Consider the following 16005-nt stretch of genomic DNA (forward strand, 5'->3'; position numbering starts at 1 on the left):
CCATGCCGGCGGATTGCCGGCAGGGAGAGTCTATTCGATACGCCGGCGCGCGCTGCGCCGCGGGCGCCTCAGGCGGCTTCGTACGCGCCGTAACCGCGCAGGCGCCGGTAGCGTTTTTCCAGCAGCGTGTCGACGGGCAGGTCCACGAGGGCGTCGATCTCGTTGACCAGTACCGCCTTCAGCCGCAGCGCCATCTGCTTCGGATTGCGGTGCGCGCCGCCGATGGGTTCGCGCACCAGCTTGTCGACCAGGCCCAGGCCGAGCAGGCGCTTGGCGGTGAGCCCGAGCTGCTCGGCGGCATCCTTGGCCTTGCCGGCGTCCTTCCACAGGATCGAGGCGCAGCCTTCGGGCGAGATCACCGAGTACGTGCTGTATTCGAGCATCACCGTGCGATCGCCGACGCCAACGGCCAGCGCGCCGCCGGAGCCGCCTTCGCCGATCACCGTGCACACGATCGGCGTCTTCAGCTCGGCCATTTCCATCAGGTTGCGTGCGATGGCTTCGGACTGGCCGCGTTCCTCGGCGCCGATGCCGGGATAGGCACCGGGGGTGTCGATGAAGGTCAGCAGCGGCAGCTTGAAGCGCTCGGCCATCTTCATCAGGCGCAGTGCCTTGCGGTAGCCCTCGGGGCGCGGCATGCCGAAGTTGCGACGCACCTTGGTCTTGGTGTCGCGGCCCTTCTGGTGGCCGATGATCATCACGCTGCGGCCGTTGATGCGGCCGATGCCGCCCACGATGGCGGCATCGTCGGCATACGCGCGGTCGCCGGCGAGTTCCTGGAACTCGTCGCAGATGATCCGGATGTAATCGTTGGTGTACGGGCGCGCCGGGTGGCGGGCGAGCTGGGACACCTGCCACGGGCTGAGGTCGCGGAAGATCTGCGCGGTGCGCAGGCGCAGCTTGTTCTGCAGGGTGCGCAGCTCGGCGTCGATGTTGACGCCGGGCCCGGAGCTGGCCTGGCGCAGGTCCTGGATCTTCGCCTCAAGGTCGGCGATGGGCTGTTCGAAATCGAGGTAGTTGGGATTCATCGACGGACTACGGTCGGGAAAGCGGCCAGTCTAGCGGAGACGGTCACGGGGGACCGTACGTCCCGGTGTGGACTCAGCTTGCCCACGGGCGCGCACCCATGGCGACGTGCACGGTGCGGACGCCGGGTTCGACGCGCAGCTGGCCGAGGAGGTCGGGGTCGACGCGGACCGAATGGCTGCCGTCGAGGTCGAGGCTGCCGGCCGCGCCCGAGGGCAGCAGCAGGTCCAGGCGCAGCGGCGTGGCGCCGGGGCGATTCGTGGAGAGCAGTGCCTGGACGCGGTCGAGGACCGCAGCCTGCGCCAGGTCCAGGCGCAGCGACAGGCGTCGCGCCGATTGGCTGCAGACCTCGTGGAAATCCCAGGCGCGGCGCGCGCGCAGCGAAAAGCCGCCGCTGAACTCGTCCTCGCGCAGCCCGCCTTCGACGATCACGATGCGGTTACCGGCGAGCAGTGGCGCGTGCTCCAGCCAGGCTTCGGAGAAAAAGGCGCATTCGATGCGGCCGCGGCCGTCCTCGAGCACGACGAAGGCCTGGCTCTCGCCGCGCTTGCGCACGGCGCCTACCTGGCCGGCGACGATCGCCGTGACTTCCTGGCGCCAGCCGCCGCGACCGCCTTCGCCGCTGCCGTTCCCGCCCTTGCGCGCCGAACTCCCGGACTCCCACAGGGCATCGAGCTGGCCGAGGTCGGAGCCGACGAGGGCCTTGAGCTCATTGCGGTAGGGGTCGAGCGGATGGCCGCTCAGGTAGTGGCCCAGGGTGTCGCGTTCGCCGGCGAGCTTCTGCGCCAGCGGCCATTCCGGAACCTCGGGCAGGGTGATCTGCGCCGCGGCGGCCGCCGGCTCCGCGAAGCCGCCGAACAGCGATGTCTGTCCGGCCTCGCGCTCGCGCGCCAGCTGATCGGTCGCCTTCAGCACTTCCGGCAGCTGCAGCATCAGCGAGGCGCGGTTCAGGCCGAGGGCATCGAGCGCGCCGGCGTTGACCAGGGCCTCGAGGGTGCGCCGGTTCAGGCGCGCGGCCTCGTTGCGGCGACAGAAGTCGAGCAGGTCGACGTAGGGACCGTTGCGCCCGCGCTCGTCCGCGATCGCGTCGCAGGCGCCATGGCCCACGCCCTTCACCGCGCCCAGGCCGTAGCGCAGCGTGCGCGCGTCGATGGCCTCGAACATGTAGCCCGAATGGTTCACGTCCGGCAGCAGCATCTCGAGTCCGAGCTCGCGCGCCTCGGCGAGGAAGCCGACCACCTTGTCGGTGCTGTCCATGTCGCTCGACAGCACCGCGGCCATGAACTCGGCCGGGTAGTGCGCCTTCAGCCAGGCGGTCTGGTAGGACACCAGCGCATAGGCGGCCGCGTGCGATTTGTTGAAGCCGTAGCCGGCGAATTTTTCCAGCAGGTCGAAGATCGGCCCGGCGACCTTCGGCTCGATGCCATGTGTCGCGAGCGCACCGGCCTCGAACTTGGCGCGCTCGAGCGCCATCTCCTCGACCTTTTTCTTGCCCATCGCGCGGCGCAGCAGGTCGGCGCCGCCCAGCGAGTAGCCGCCCAGGATCTGCGCGGTCTGCATGACCTGTTCCTGGTACACCACCACTCCGTAGGTGGGGGCCAGCACCGGCTCCAGGAGCTTGTGGGGGTACTGGACCTCGGCGCGGCCGTGCTTGCGCTCGATGAAGTCCGGGATCAGGTCCATCGGCCCCGGCCGGTACAGCGACACGAGTGCGATCAGGTCGTCGAAGCGGTCGGGTTTCGCGCGCTTGAGCAGCTCGCGCATGCCGCGCGATTCGAACTGGAAGACCGCGACGGTGCTGCCGCGGGCGAAGAGTTCGTAGGTGACGGCGTCGTCCAGCGGCAGTTTGGTGATGTCCACCGGCTGCGTCCCGCCTTCCCCGGCCAGGCGCTTGTTGATCGCCTTCACTGCCCAGTCGATGATCGTCAGCGTGCGCAGGCCCAGGAAGTCGAACTTCACCAGGCCGACCGCTTCGACGTCGTCCTTGTCGAACTGGGTGACCGGGTTGCGGCCGGCGCCTTCGCCATCGTGCTCGGCGAACAGCGGGCAGAAGTCGGACAGCGGCGTCGGCGCGATCACCACGCCGCCGGCGTGCTTGCCGGCGTTGCGGGTCAGGTCCTCGAGCTGCAGCGCGAGGTCGATCAGGTCGCGGACGTCGTCTTCGTCGTGGTAGCGCGCGATCAGCTCGTCCGAACGCCAGGCGTCGTCCTTGCGCGCCTTCTCGGTGCGGCCCAGCGCGTCCTCGAGCGACACGCCCAGCGTCATCGGCACCAGCTTGGCGATGCCGTCGACAAGGCCGAAGGGATAGCCCAGCGCGCGACCGGCGTCGCGCAGCACGGCCTTCGCGGCCATGGTGCCGTAGGTGATGATCTGGCTGACGCGGTCGCGGCCGTACTTGGCGGCGACGTAGTCGATCACCTCGTCGCGGCGGTCCATGCAGAAGTCGATGTCGAAGTCGGGCATCGACACGCGTTCGGGATTGAGGAAGCGTTCGAACAGCAGGTCGTAGGGCAGGGGATCGAGGTCGGTGATGCCCAGCGCCCAGGCCACCAGCGAACCGGCGCCGGAGCCGCGGCCCGGGCCGACCGGGATGCCGTGCTCCTTCGCCCAGTTGATGAAGTCGGCCACGATCAGGAAGTAGCCGGGGAAGCCCATCCGGATGATGACGTCGAGTTCGGTGTCCAGGCGCGCCGCGTAGCTGGCGCGGTCGTGGCCATCGGCCATCGGCGCCTGTTCGAGCCGGTGCGCGAGCCCGTCGCGGGCCTCGCTGCGGATCCACGAATCCAGGGTGTGGTCGGACGGCACCGGGAACGCCGGCAGGTGGTAGGTGCCCAGGCGCATCTCGAGATTGCAGCGCTGCGCGAGCGCGACCGCATTGTCGAGCGCGTCGGGCACGTCGGCGAACAGCTCCGCCATCTCCTGGCCGGATTTCAGGTACTGCTCGGCGGTGTAGTCGCGCGGGCGGCGTGGATCGTCGAGCACGCGGCCCGAGGCGATGCAGACCCGCGCCTCATGCGCCTCGAAGCCTTCGCGGTCGATGAAGCGCACTTCGTTGCCGGCGACTACGGGGATCGAGTGCAGCGAGGACGCCTGCAGCGCGAAGTCGTTGAATGCCGCCTCGTCGCTGAAGCCGCAGCGGGCCAGGGCCAGGTGCAGGCCGTCATCGAACACGCCGCGCCAGTCCTTCACCCAGGCCTCGGCCAGGTCGTGGCGGCCGGCGGTGACCAGCCGGCCGGCCGGCGACTGGCGCCCGGCCAGGGCGAACAACCCGCCGTGCACTTCACGCAGCCACTGCGGACGCACCACCACGCCGTCGTGCCGCTGGCCTTCCATCCAGGCGCGCGTCAGCAGCCGTGACAGCGACAGGTAGCCGGCATGGTCGCGGCAGAGCAGGGTGAGCGTGGCGGGCGGCTCGTCGCCTTCGGCCACGCTGATATCCGCGCCGGCGATCGGCTTGATGCCGGCGCCTTCGGCTGCGCGGAAGAACTTCACCAGCGAAAACAGGTTGTTGCGGTCGGTCACCGCTACCGAAGGCTGGCCCAGGGCCACGCAGCGATTGACGAGGTCCGGGATGCGGATCGTCGAATCGGCGAGCGAGTACTCGCTGTGGAGGGTCAGGTGGACGAAGCGTCGGGACATTGCGGGACCGCGGGTGCAGCCACGCAGGTTAGGTCCCAGCCCCCGTGCGGACAAGGCTTGACAGCCCGGCCCGCGCGGGGCGGCGTTCAGTGGACGCGGAACAGCGCGGCTTCTGCGGCGGGAACGTAGCTTTCCGCGCCGCGCCTGGCGATGTGTGCGTACAGCGCGATCTCCGCGCTGCGCGCTTCCAGCCAGTCTTCGCGACCGAACGCGAAATGGTCCCGGCGCTCGCCGCGCAGGATGGCTTCCTCCGTGCGCAGGCGGCGGAAGTCGAAGTAGGCCTCGGCGTCGGCGGCCAGTGACGGCCATGCGATGTCGAACAGCACCGCGGTGTCGAGCCCGCCCAGCAGGGGCACGGCGTCGGGCACCAGGCGTTCCTCGCCCTGGGCGTAGTCGGCCAGCAGTGCGATGCGCTGCAGCTGTTCGGGCGCCAGGTGCCAGCCGGGCTCGCGCACCAGCATGCGCAGCGCCTGCAGGCAGCGCCGGCGCTGGCGGATGCATGGCGCCCAGGCATGGCCCGCGTAGCGCTGCGAGAGGCTGCGTGCGGCGCAGGCGATGCCGTCCAGCGCCGGGACCTCGCCGCGTGCGGACAGCGCACGGGCGACCGACTGGAAGCGGTCGAGGCTTCGCGCCTCGGGCTCGCGGCCGGCAATGCGATGACGACGTCCGCCGGCTTGCGCAACCGCTGGCAGGGGCAATGTGTCGAGGATGGCGTACATGGCTGTCTCCGGATCGGGGGCGCCGGACTGGCGCGACTGCAGGATCACGCCGCCGTGGCCGCGATGCTTGAGGGAAAGCGGCGGAACGGGTGATGGATTCGCGATGGAAGCCGGTTTTTCCTGATTCATGCGTTCAACCCGTAGCTCGCTGCTGGGCGGACCCGTCGAAGGGGCTCGAATGCCGGATCAAGCGCGCATCTATCGCTTCGGTGACGTCGAGGTCGACACCGCCGCGCACCGCGTTGCGCGCAACGGGGAGCCGCTTGCCCTTGAGCCGAAGGCCTATGGGGTGCTGCTGGCGCTGCTCGCGCATCCCGGCCACGCGATCGAGCGCGACCATCTGCTCGACCAGGTCTGGGGGCACCGCCACGTCACGCCCGGCGTGCTGAACCGGGTGGTGGCACAGCTGCGCAAGGCGCTGGGCGACGAGGCCGAGCATCCACGCTACATCCAGACCCTGCACGCGGTCGGCTATCGCTTCATGTGCATCCCCGAGGTTTCGATCGTGGAGGACGCGGCGGAGGCGGAAATTTCCAGCCTGCCGACGGCGGAAATTTCACTGCAACCCGGTTCCGTCGCAGAGTCCGGGGATCTCCGTGGCGAACCCGCCGCAGCGGCCATTGGCTTGCCGGCACGCGCCGGGCTGCGACCGGCCGCCATCGTGCTGGTCCTCGGCGTGCTCGCCTTCGCCGCACTCGCCTTCGCCGCGTGGTGGCAGTGGGCGCCGCGCGGGACATTGGCGGCCCCGCAGGTGGCGATCGCCCTGCGCCCCTTCACGACCCTGGGCAGGCCCGGTGACGACGAGTGGTTCGCCGAGGGGCTGGCGGTCGAGATGCACGATGCGCTCGCATCGGTCCCGGGCCTCAAGGTCGCGGCGCTGATGGCAGCCGACGATCCGCGTCGCGACGCGGATGTGCGCGAGATCGGGCGCGAGCTCGGCGTCGACGCGATCCTCGACGCCAGCATCCGGCGTGAAGGCGACCGCGTGCGCATCCACGCCCGACTCAGCGACACCCGCACAGGCTACGTGCTGTGGAGCGAGCGCTACGAACACGCAATGGCCGAGCTCTTCGCCACCCAGGGCGCGATTGCCGGCGAAGTGGTGGAATCGATGCTCGGTGCCATGCCCGACGCGCGGGAGACGCTGCGCCAGCGTCTGGCACCGACCCGGAATGTCGCTGCTTTCGACGCCTACCTGCGCGGGCGGCACCTGGTGCGTTCGTCGCCTGACCGCAAGCGCAACTGGGAGGCCGCGGAGGCCTTCCGGGCTGCGCTCGCCGAGGACGCCGACTTCGGGTTGGCGCAGGCGGCGCTGTGCACCACCGAGACGCGCCGCTTCGAATACTGGAACGACGCCGAGGCGCACGCCCGCGCGCGGCTGGCCTGCAGGCGCGCGGCCGAGCTTGAACCCTCGCCCCCGGAAGCGGCCCTGGCGCTGGGTAACCTGTATCGCGTCGACGGCGCGCTGGAGCAGGCGCAGGCCCAGTTCGAACGCGCGGCGCGCCATCCGGGGACCGCCGCCCTCGCCGCGATCGGCATCGGCAAGGTCGAGGCCGCGCGCGGCGAAGTCGATCGCGCCCGCGAGCAGTTCCGCATCGCGCTGGAACAGGCGCCCCTGGATGCGCTGGTGCGAGCTGAAGTCGGCTTCCAGGCCTATCGCGGCGGCCGCGTGGACGAGGCGATCACGCACTACCGCAGGGCGCTGGAACTGGAGCCGCGGAACGCCGGGACCTGGAACACCTACGGCTTCCTGCAGCTGCTCGTCGGCGACATCGGCGAGGCTGAGCGCGCCTTCGAGCGTTCACTGGCCATCGAACCCACCGCCGACGTACTGGCCAACCTCGGCAACCTCCGGGCGCAGGCGGGCCAGCACGCAGCCGCGGCGGCGCTGTACGGCCGCGCGCTCGAGCTCGACCCGGACGACTACATCAACTGGGGCAACTTGGGCGACGGTCTTCTTGCCAGCGGCGCGGCGCCCGAGCGCGTGCGCGAAGCCTACGGCGAGGCGGCTCGAAGGGTCAGCGACTATCTGCGGCTGGAGGACGGCGACGGCTACGCGCTGGCCGCGCTGGGCTGGTACAGCGCCAACCTGGGCCACCGGTCGAAGGCGCTGGACCTGGTGCGCCGCTCCAGGGCGGCCGTGCGTGGAGATCCCGCCGAGATCGCGCTCTGCAACGCCGAAACGCTCGCCGTGCTCGGCGAGCGTGAGGCTTCACAACGAGAACTGGCACGCGCGCGTGCAGCCGGCATGGGCGAGCCCCGCATCCGCGCCAGCGTGGTGCTGTGACGGACAGGTGTCGCCGCGCAGGGATGTGCGACGGAGCGCCCCGCGACGGGGTAGGCGGAATCGCGACGGAGTCGTCAGGGACCGCAGACGGAGAACGATGATGATGATGACCAAGCAGGGCGGTTTCGGCACGGGTGGAGACGCACCGGTGAAGCAGCCCACACCGCCAGGCGGCGCGCAGAAGACGCAACCGGTACGGCCGGCGCAGGCGCAGCCGCAGCACAAGACGAAGCCCGGAGGACCGGAGAAGATCTAGCGCCAGTGGGCGGGCGCGGTGCCGCGTCGCGGACTCAGGCCGGTCCGAACAGGTCCGCCATCGCGGCGCCGCGCACCGGGGCAAAGCTCCTGCGGTGCTGCGGGCAGGGCCCGTGCGTGCGCAGCGCGGACAGGTGCCCGGGCGTGCTGTAGCCCTTGTGCCCGTCGAACCCGTAGCGCGGGTATTCGTCGTGCATCAGGATCATCGCCCGGTCGCGCGTGACCTTGGCGAGGATCGAGGCGGCCATGATGCTGCGGTCGCGCGCGTCGCCACCGATCCAGGCCTCGGCCGCGCAGGGCAGGTCGGCGGGGATGGCGTTGCCGTCGATGCGCGCGATCCCGGCGACATGGGCGACGGCCTGGATCGCCTGGCGCATGCCGAGCATCGTCGCGTGGTAGATGTTGATGCGGTCGATCTCGTCCACGCTGATCACGGCTACGTGCCAGGCCAGCGCCCGGTCGACGATGCGTTCGTAGAGTTCGGCGCGGCGCGCTGGGGTGAGCGCCTTGGAGTCGTCCAGGCCGTTGATGCGCGGCCGGGTGGGGTCGAAAACCACGGCCGCCGCGACCACGGGGCCGGCCAGCGGCCCGCGCCCGGCTTCGTCGACGCCGGCCACCAGGCCCGACGGCATCACGGACGCGTCGGCAGGCGCCGCGCGGACGCGGACCCGGGGCGGTGGAGGCCGCTGCCTCATGGCCTGGCTCCGGTGACGGTGGCTGTCGCTGCGTGCCGGGGATCGAGCAGCTCGGAGATCGCGGTCGCCGCCTCGCGCGAGGCGTCGCGGCGCAGCAGGATGTGCAGGTCGCGGTACCGCGGCTCCAGCGCCTTCACCGCAGCGGGGTCGGCGAACCACGCCAGGACCGCCTGGGAGAGATTGATCGGCGTGCAGTCGTCCTGCATCAGCTCCGGCGCGATGGTCTCACCCGCGAGCACGTTGGGCAGGGCGTAGCGCTCGACCTTGAGCATGCCCAGGCCCTTGACGATGGCGTGGGTGGTCGGGGAAATCCGGTAGCCGACCACCATCGGGCGCTTGGCCAGCATCGCTTCCAGCGTGGCCGTGCCCGAAGCCAGCAGCACCACGTCCGACGCCACCATCGCCGCCCGCGCCGAACCGTCGAGCAGCCGGATTGCAGGCGCCACCGCGCCGGCCGCCGGCAGCATCGCCGCCAGCGCGTCGCGGCAGGCGGCATTGGCCGCGGGGACCAGGATCTGGAGCCCGGGGATGCGCTCGGCGACCAGGGACGCGGCCTGCAGGAACGCCGGCCCCAGGCGCTCGATCTCGCCCAGGCGGGAACCGGGGAGTACCGCCAGCACCGGCTCATCCTGGTCGACGTCGAGCGCTGCGCGGGCGCCGCGTCGGTCGGGGTTGAGCGGCATGGCATCGGCCATGGGGTGGCCGACGAAGCGCGCGTCGACGCCATGGCGGGCGTAGATCGGCGGCTCCATCGGGAACAGGCAGAGCACGCGGTCGGCGCTGCGTCCGATCTTCGCCGCGCGTCCCTGTCGCCAGGCCCAGACCGACGGGCTGACGTAATGCACGGTGCAGGTGCCGCGCGCCTTGAGCTGGCGCTCGAGGCCGAGGTTGAAGTCGGGCGCGTCGATGCCGATGAAGACATCGGGCTTCCATTCGAGGATGCGGCGGCGCAGGCCGCGACGCAGGCGCAGCAGGCGCGGCAGGTGGGACAGCACTTCGGACAGGCCCATGACCGCCAGTTCGCTGGCGTCGTGCCAGGTCTCCATGCCGGCCGCGCGCATCGTGTCGCCGCCGACACCCGCGAACTCCGCGTCGGGATAGCGTTCCCGCAGGCGCTCGACGAGGTCGCCGCCCAGCAGGTCGCCGGAGGCTTCACCGGCGACCAGCGCGAAGCGCGGCCCGGCGGCCGTCACCGCAGCAGCGGCCGGTCGCCGCCCTCGATGAAATCGAGCATCCGCCGCACGTCTTCGCTGTCCGAAGCCAGGTCCACCAGCTTCGTGCGCGCGTCATCCAGCGTGCCGCCGGACATGTACACCGTGCGGTAGGCGCGCCGGATCGCCGCGATCCGGTCGGCGTCGAAGCCGCGGCGCTTCAGGCCTTCGGCGTTGATGCCACGGGGCCGGCCGTAGCCGTCCTGCGCCACCATCAGGAAGGGCGGCACGTCGCCGTTCACGAACGCGCCCATGCCGATGAAGGCGTGGTCGCCGATGCGGCAGAACTGGTGGATCCCGGCGAAGCCGCTCAGGATCACGTGGTCGCCCACGACGACATGCCCGGCAAGGGTCGCGTTGTTGGAGAAGATGCAGTGGTCGCCGATGACGCAGTCGTGGGCCACGTGGGTGTAGGCCAGCAGCCAGTTGTCGTTGCCGATGCGGGTCACGCCGCCGCCGTCGCCGGTGCCGCGGTTGACGGTGGTGAACTCGCGGATGACGTTGCGGTCGCCGATCTCCAGGTGCACCGTCTCGCCGCGGAACTTCTTGTCCTGCGGCTCGCCGCCGATCGCGGCGTGGCCGTGGACGTGGTTGTCGCGGCCGATGCGGGTCGGGCCCAGGACGCTGCAGTGCGGGCCGATGCGCGTGCCCGCGCCGATCTCGACCCCGGGACCGATGACCGTGAAGGCACCGATGCAGGCGCCTTCGCCGATGCTCGCGGTCGGGTCGACGGCCGCGGTGGCGTGGATCGCCGCGGCAGCCACGTCAGGCATCGACCTCGGCGCAGAGGATGTCGGCGCTGGCGACCTTCGCGCCATCCACGCTGGCGATGCCGCAGTACAGCGTCATGTTGCGGATCTCGCGTTTGATCGTGACCTCGATGTCGAGACGGTCGCCGGGCACCACCATGTTCGCGAAGCGCGCGTTGTCGACCTTCACCAGGTAGGACAGGCGGCCATCGGGACTGGCACCGCCGCGCAGCAGCTGGGTGAGCACGCCGCCGGCCTGGGCCATGGCCTCGATCACGAGCACGCCGGGCATCACCGGGAGGTCCGGGAAGTGGCCCTGGAAATAGGCTTCGTTCGCGGTCACGTTCTTGTAGGCGAGCACGCGCTTGCCGTGGCCGTCGTACTCGACCACGCGGTCGAGCAGGAGGAACGGATAGCGGTGCGGCAGCATCCTGCGGATTCCATCCACGCCGATGGGGAACGTCAGCTTGCCGGCGGTCATTTCTTCTCCTTGTCGAGCGCCTGCACCTGGCGGGCGAGCGCATCGAGTTGCCTGAACCGGGCCGCGCTCCTGCGCCAGCTCCGGGCGTCCATCAACGGCGTGCCCGAAGAGTACTCCCCGGGAACATCGATCGAACTGGTGACCAGCGACATCGCCTGGATGATGACGCGGTCGCAGATGGTGATGTGGCCGACGATGCCCGCGGCGCCGCCGACCAGACAATAGCGGCCGATCACGGCGCTGCCGGCGACGGCGACGCAGCCGGCCATCGCCGTATGCGCGCCGATGCGGACGTTGTGGCCGACCTGGATTTGGTTGTCCAGGCGGACGTCCTCCTCGAGCACGGTGTCCTCGATGGCGCCACGGTCGATGGTGGTGTTGGCGCCGATCTCGCAGTCGTCGCCGATCGACACGCCGCCCTGCTGCGGGACCTTGATCCAGCGTCCGGCATCCATCGCCAGGCCGAAGCCGTCGGCGCCGAGCACCGCGCCCGGGTGGATGAGCACCCGCTCGCCCAGGCGCACGCGGCGCACGAGGGTGACGCGCGCGACCAGGCGGCTGCCGACACCGACCACGCAGTCATCGCCGATGACGCAGCCGGCGCCGACGATGGCGCCGGCCGCGACGCGCGAGCGCGCGCCGATCACCGCGAGGGGTCCGACTTCGGCCGCGGGGTCGATCGTGGCGCTGGCGTCGATCACGGCCGAGGGATGCACGCCGGGGCTGGCCACCGGCGGGGGATCGAACAGCGCGGCGATCTTCGCGAATGCGACGTAGGGGTCGCGCGCCACCAGCAGGGTGCGGTCGAGCCCTTCGGCGTCGTCCTCGTGCACCACGACGATGCCTGCCCCGGAACCGGCCAGCTGGCTGCGATAGCGCGGGTTGGACAGGAACGAAAGCTGCCTCGGGCCGGCGCCGGCGAGCGTGGCGACGGCGTCGATCTCGACGCCGCCATCGCCGCGCAACGCAAGGCCGAAGCGTTCGGCCAGGGCCGCCGCTGTCTGCGTGCTGGACTCCATCGCCCGTCCCCGCGGCGGCTAGAACGCGCCGCCGAAGGTGAACTGCAGGCGCTCGAGCTCGTCGCCTTCCTGCTCGCGCAGCGGCATCGCGTAGCTGATCGAGATCGGACCCACCGGTGCCCGCCACATCAGCGCCACGCCGGCCGAGGCGCGGAGTTCACCGGCATCGAACGCGTCGAGGTCCTTGAACACGTTGCCGAAGTCGACGAAAGCCGAAATGCGCGCGGCCGGTGAGTCGAACAGGGTGGGGAAGAACATCTCCAGCGAACCCACGGTCTTCACCGCGCCGCCGATGACCTGCAGGAAGGGACTGTTCCAGGCCGCCTCGCGCGGGCCCAGGGTGTTGTCACGGAAACCGCGCACCGAGCGCGCACCGCCGGCGTAGAAGTTCTCGAAGAACGGCAGGCCGTCGGCAACCGCCTCGCGGGCCTCCGGCAGGTCGTCCGTGTCTTCGGGCGAGTCGGGGTCGTAGACGGTGCCGTAGCGCGCGTCGCCGTAGCTGTCGCCATAGCCGAGCTCGAGCCGGGTGTTGAGCACCAGGGCACGGGAGATCGGCCAGTACTTGGAGAACTCGTAGTTGAGCTTGTAGTACTCGGCGGTCGAGCCGGGCAGGGAGACTTCCGCCGTCACCCGCTGCAGGGTGCCGCGGGTCGGCTGCAGGAAGTCGTTGCGGGTATCGCGCGCCCAGCCCACCTCGGCGCGCCAGGCGTGGAAGGTGCGCTGGCCGATGACGTCGATGTAATCGACGATCGACTGCGGCGAGGCGCCGCGCCAGGCGAAGATCTGGTTGCTGTCGACGCCGACCATCGCCGAGACGGTGTCGTGCTCGGTGATCGGGATGCCGAGCATCACCTGCGCGGCACGGCTGGTCGAGGAGTATTGGGCAGTATTGAATTCGGAGTTGTCGAACTCGCGCCACCAGATGTTGTAGCCCAGCGACAGGCCATTGTCGCTGAAGTACGGATTCATGTACGAGAACGAGTAGCGCTGCAGGTAGACGTTGCGCTGGGCCTCGACCGAGACCCGGTTGCCGCTGCCCAGGAAGTTGTTCTGCGACAGCTGCACCGAGGTCGTCATGCCGGTGAGCTGCGAGTAGCCCACGCCGAACATGAAGCTGCCCGAGGTGGTTTCGGTGACGCTGAACTCGACGTCGACCATGTCGTTGCTGCCGGGCACGGGCTTGCTTTCGACGTTGACGCTGCCGGACTCGAAGAAACCCAGGCGCTGCAGGCGCACCTTCGAGCGGTCGATGGCGGCCTGCGAATACCAGGCGCCTTCGAACTGGCGCATCTCGCGGCGCAGGACTTCGTCGGCGGTGCGCGCATTGCCCTTGAACACCACGCGGCGCACGGTCACGCGCGGGCCCGGCTCGACCTGCAGCTTGATCGCCACCGTGCGGTTTTCGCGGTCGACCTCCGGGATCACGTTGACCTGCGCGAAGGCGAAGCCGATGTTGCTGAGCGTGGCCACGATCTGGTCGGAGCTGAATTCAAGCAGCGCGCGCGAGAAGGTCATCCCGGGCTTGATGAACACCAGGCGCTCGATGTCCTCCTTGGGCAGCACCGTGTCGCCGGTGACATCGACGCTGGACACCGTGTACACCACGCCCTCGACGAGGCCGGCGGTGATGAACATGTCGCGCTTGTCGGGGCTGATCGCCACCTGGATGTTGTCTTCGGTGAAATCGATGTAGCCGCGGTCGAGGTAGAAGTTGCGCAGCTTCTCGCGGTCGCCCTCGAGCTTCTCGCGCGAGTACTGGTCGTCGCGGCGGTACCAGCTGAGCCAGTTGCTCTCGCCGGACTCCCACGAATCGGTCAGGGTCTCGTCGTCGAAGTCGTCGTTGCCGACCAGGTTGATATGGCGGATGCGCGCCGCCTTGCCCTCGTCGACCTTGATGGTGACGTCCACGCGGTTGCGGTCGAGCGGCGACACCGTGGGCGCGATGGTGACGTTGTACTTGCCGCGGTTGTTGTACTGCCGGGTGAGTTCCTGGGTGACGCGGTCCAGCGCCAGGCGGTCGAAGGTCTCGCCTTCGGCCAGCCCGATGTCGGACAGGCCCTTGAGCAGGTCGTCGGTCTTGATGTCCTTGTTGCCGGTCAGCGTGAGCTTGTTGATCGCCGGACGCTCGGTGACCTGGACCACCAGGATGTCGCCCTGGCGGCCGACGCGGACGTCCTCGAAGAAGCCGGTGTCGTACAGGGCGCGGATGGCGTCGGCCACGCGACCGCCGTCGACGGTGTCACCGCGCTCGATCGGCAGGTAGGTGAACACCGTGCCGGCGCCGATGCGCTGCAGGCCGTCCACGCGGATGTCGGAGACGGTGAAGGCGCTGGCTGTTGGCGTCGGCGCCGGTGCAGGTGCAGGTGCATCGGCAGGCGGGGCCGGGAAGCCGAAGGCGGCCTGGGGGTCGACCGGCTGCTGGGCCCAGGCCGGCGCGGCAAGCGTCGAGGCAAGGGCGATGGCGAGCAGGCGGCGGTTGGGGAATCGCGTCATCAATGGCGTCCGGGTCTGGCGTTGCGTGGGGTTGGGGCGATGGGCTCGGCGGTCGTGCATGCAGGCATCAGCGCACCAGTTGCAGGATGTCGTTGTAGAACGCCAGGCCCATCAGGCCCGCAAGCATGGCCAGGCCGACATATTGCCCGGCGACCATTGCCCGCTCGCTCAAGGGGCTGCCCTTGATCAACTCGATAAGGTAATACAACAGGTGACCGCCGTCCAAGATCGGGATCGGCAGCAGGTTGATGATCGCCAGGCTCAAGGACAGCAGGGCGAGGAAGCTGAGGAACCAGGCGGGGCCCATGCCGGCCGAGGCATTGGCGTAGCGGGCGATGGTGATCGGTCCGGAAACATGCTCCATCGACGCGCGGCCGCTGAGCATGCGGCCAACCATGCCCACGGTATCGCGGGCCAGGCGCCAGGTTTCGGCGCCGGCGGCGGGAATCGCCGCCAGCGGGCCATGGCGCAGCGTGGCGTCGTGCTCCGCGGCCCGGGACGTGTCGGGTTCGATGCCCAGGGCCCAGAACGGCTCGCGGCCCGCGTCTTCGGTCATCCGCGGCGTGATCTCCAGGGCCAGGCGCTCGCCGTCGCGCTCCACCTCGATCATGCCGACGCCGCCCTGGGCGCCGAGTTCCTGCACCAGCGGCCCGATATCGGCGAAGGCATGCACCTGGGCGCCGTCCACGGCGGTGATGCGGTCACCCTCGGCCAGGATTCCCCAGGCGGCGCTGTCTTCGCGCACGACACCGACCTCGGGCGGTAGCAGGAAGGCCTTGGGCACCATGCCGATGGCGACGATCAGGCGGCGCTGGTCGACGTTGGCCGGCAGCGCGGACAGCCGCAGCGTCCGCGAGGCGTCGTCACCCTGGGCGGTGCGCAGGCGCACTTCCACGTCGTTGCGGTCCAGGGCGGCAGTGGTCAGTGCCATCGCGGCCTCGCTCCAGGTCGGCGTGGAGCGGTCGCCAATCGCAAGCACGGTGTCACCACGGGCAAGGCCGGACTCCGCCGCGATGCCCTGCACCTGGCCCAGCACCGGCTGGTAGTCGGGGCGGCCGATGACGAACATCGCCCACAGCAGGGCCAGGCACAGCAGCAGGTTGGCGATGGGCCCGGCGGCCACGATGGCGATGCGCTGCCACACCGACTTGCGGTTGAAGGCCGCGTCGCGTTCAGCCTCGGGCACGTCGCCCTCGCGCTCGTCGAGCATGCGCACATAGCCGCCCAGCGGAAGCGCGGCGATGACGTATTCAGTCCCGTCGCGGCCGATGCGCGTCCACAGCGGCCTGCCGAAGCCAATGGAGAAGCGCAGCACTTTGACGCCGTTGCGGCGCGCCACCCAGTAATGGCCGAACTCGTGGAAGGTCACCAGCACGCCCAGGCTGACGATCATCCACCACACCGAACCGAGGAACGTAGTCATTGCATGCT

General features: G+C 70.0%; 12 protein-coding genes. 2 read left to right on the forward strand and 10 right to left on the reverse strand.

Annotated features, from left to right (window positions below; translation table 11 throughout):
• Positions 1-68: 68 nt before the first annotated feature.
• The 3 genes from ACW5F0_RS02120 to ACW5F0_RS02130 form a co-directional block, all read right to left on the reverse strand.
• Entirely contained in the window at positions 69-1028 is a 960-nt protein-coding gene (locus tag ACW5F0_RS02120) for an acetyl-CoA carboxylase carboxyltransferase subunit alpha (RefSeq protein ID WP_456964381.1), read from the reverse strand.
• A 73-nt stretch (positions 1029-1101) separates the two neighbouring features.
• Positions 1102-4665, reverse strand: coding sequence for a DNA polymerase III subunit alpha (dnaE, locus tag ACW5F0_RS02125; protein WP_456998934.1), 3564 nt, complete (start codon positions 4663-4665; stop codon positions 1102-1104).
• 86 nt (positions 4666-4751) lie between these two features.
• Positions 4752-5384, reverse strand: a complete 633-nt coding sequence (locus tag ACW5F0_RS02130) for a hypothetical protein (RefSeq protein ID WP_456964383.1) — start codon at positions 5382-5384, stop codon at positions 4752-4754.
• A gap of 178 nt (positions 5385-5562) precedes the next feature.
• Between ACW5F0_RS02130 and ACW5F0_RS02135 the strand changes: the two genes are divergently transcribed.
• Positions 5563-7671, forward strand: coding sequence for a winged helix-turn-helix domain-containing protein (locus ACW5F0_RS02135; RefSeq protein WP_456964384.1), 2109 nt, complete (start codon positions 5563-5565; stop codon positions 7669-7671).
• 100 nt (positions 7672-7771) lie between these two features.
• Positions 7772-7927: a hypothetical protein gene (locus ACW5F0_RS02140; RefSeq protein ID WP_456964385.1), complete on the forward strand. Its 156-nt coding sequence runs from the start codon at positions 7772-7774 to the stop codon at positions 7925-7927.
• A 34-nt stretch (positions 7928-7961) separates the two neighbouring features.
• On the opposite strand, the gene ACW5F0_RS02145 is transcribed toward ACW5F0_RS02140, so the two are convergent.
• From ACW5F0_RS02145 to rseP, 7 genes are all read right to left on the reverse strand, one after another.
• Entirely contained in the window at positions 7962-8558 is a 597-nt protein-coding gene (locus ACW5F0_RS02145) for a ribonuclease HII (protein WP_456965246.1), read from the reverse strand.
• 59 nt (positions 8559-8617) lie between these two features.
• Positions 8618-9814, reverse strand: coding sequence for a lipid-A-disaccharide synthase (gene lpxB / locus ACW5F0_RS02150; RefSeq protein ID WP_456998935.1), 1197 nt, complete (start codon positions 9812-9814; stop codon positions 8618-8620).
• Positions 9811-10605, reverse strand: a complete 795-nt coding sequence (gene lpxA, locus ACW5F0_RS02155; RefSeq protein WP_456964387.1) for an acyl-ACP--UDP-N-acetylglucosamine O-acyltransferase — start codon at positions 10603-10605, stop codon at positions 9811-9813. The genes lpxB and lpxA overlap by 4 nt, the downstream gene beginning before the upstream one ends.
• Positions 10598-11062 (reverse strand): 3-hydroxyacyl-ACP dehydratase FabZ, encoded by a 465-nt coding sequence (gene fabZ, locus ACW5F0_RS02160; RefSeq protein WP_456964388.1) that lies wholly within the window; start codon positions 11060-11062, stop codon positions 10598-10600. The genes lpxA and fabZ overlap by 8 nt, the downstream gene beginning before the upstream one ends.
• Entirely contained in the window at positions 11059-12081 is a 1023-nt protein-coding gene (gene lpxD / locus ACW5F0_RS02165) for a UDP-3-O-(3-hydroxymyristoyl)glucosamine N-acyltransferase (RefSeq protein ID WP_456998936.1), read from the reverse strand. Before lpxD ends, fabZ begins: the two co-directional genes overlap by 4 nt.
• Positions 12082-12099: 18 nt before the next feature.
• Complete coding sequence (bamA, locus tag ACW5F0_RS02170; protein ID WP_456964390.1) at positions 12100-14574, reverse strand: outer membrane protein assembly factor BamA; 2475 nt, start codon at positions 14572-14574, stop codon at positions 12100-12102.
• A 67-nt stretch (positions 14575-14641) separates the two neighbouring features.
• Entirely contained in the window at positions 14642-15997 is a 1356-nt protein-coding gene (gene rseP, locus ACW5F0_RS02175; protein WP_456998937.1) for an RIP metalloprotease RseP, read from the reverse strand.
• Between the last annotated feature and the right edge of the window lie 8 nt (positions 15998-16005).

Source organism: Luteimonas sp. A534, from assembly GCF_054072805.1.

Excerpts from the sequence above, each read along its gene's own strand:
- ACW5F0_RS02120 (WP_456964381.1), bottom strand. The coding sequence starts at position 1,028 with ATGAATCCCAACTACCTCGATTTCGAACAGCCCATCGCCGACCTTGAG.
- dnaE (WP_456998934.1), bottom strand. The coding sequence starts at position 4,665 with ATGTCCCGACGCTTCGTCCACCTGACCCTCCACAGCGAGTACTCGCTC.
- ACW5F0_RS02130 (WP_456964383.1), bottom strand. The coding sequence starts at position 5,384 with ATGTACGCCATCCTCGACACATTGCCCCTGCCAGCGGTTGCGCAAGCC.
- ACW5F0_RS02135 (WP_456964384.1), top strand. The coding sequence starts at position 5,563 with ATGCCGGATCAAGCGCGCATCTATCGCTTCGGTGACGTCGAGGTCGAC.
- ACW5F0_RS02140 (WP_456964385.1), top strand. The coding sequence starts at position 7,772 with ATGATGATGACCAAGCAGGGCGGTTTCGGCACGGGTGGAGACGCACCG.
- ACW5F0_RS02145 (WP_456965246.1), bottom strand. The coding sequence starts at position 8,558 with ATGCCGTCGGGCCTGGTGGCCGGCGTCGACGAAGCCGGGCGCGGGCCG.
- lpxA (WP_456964387.1), bottom strand. The coding sequence starts at position 10,605 with ATGCCTGACGTGGCTGCCGCGGCGATCCACGCCACCGCGGCCGTCGAC.
- fabZ (WP_456964388.1), bottom strand. The coding sequence starts at position 11,062 with ATGACCGCCGGCAAGCTGACGTTCCCCATCGGCGTGGATGGAATCCGC.
- lpxD (WP_456998936.1), bottom strand. The coding sequence starts at position 12,081 with ATGGAGTCCAGCACGCAGACAGCGGCGGCCCTGGCCGAACGCTTCGGC.
- bamA (WP_456964390.1), bottom strand. The coding sequence starts at position 14,574 with ATGACGCGATTCCCCAACCGCCGCCTGCTCGCCATCGCCCTTGCCTCG.
- rseP (WP_456998937.1), bottom strand. The coding sequence starts at position 15,997 with ATGACTACGTTCCTCGGTTCGGTGTGGTGGATGATCGTCAGCCTGGGC.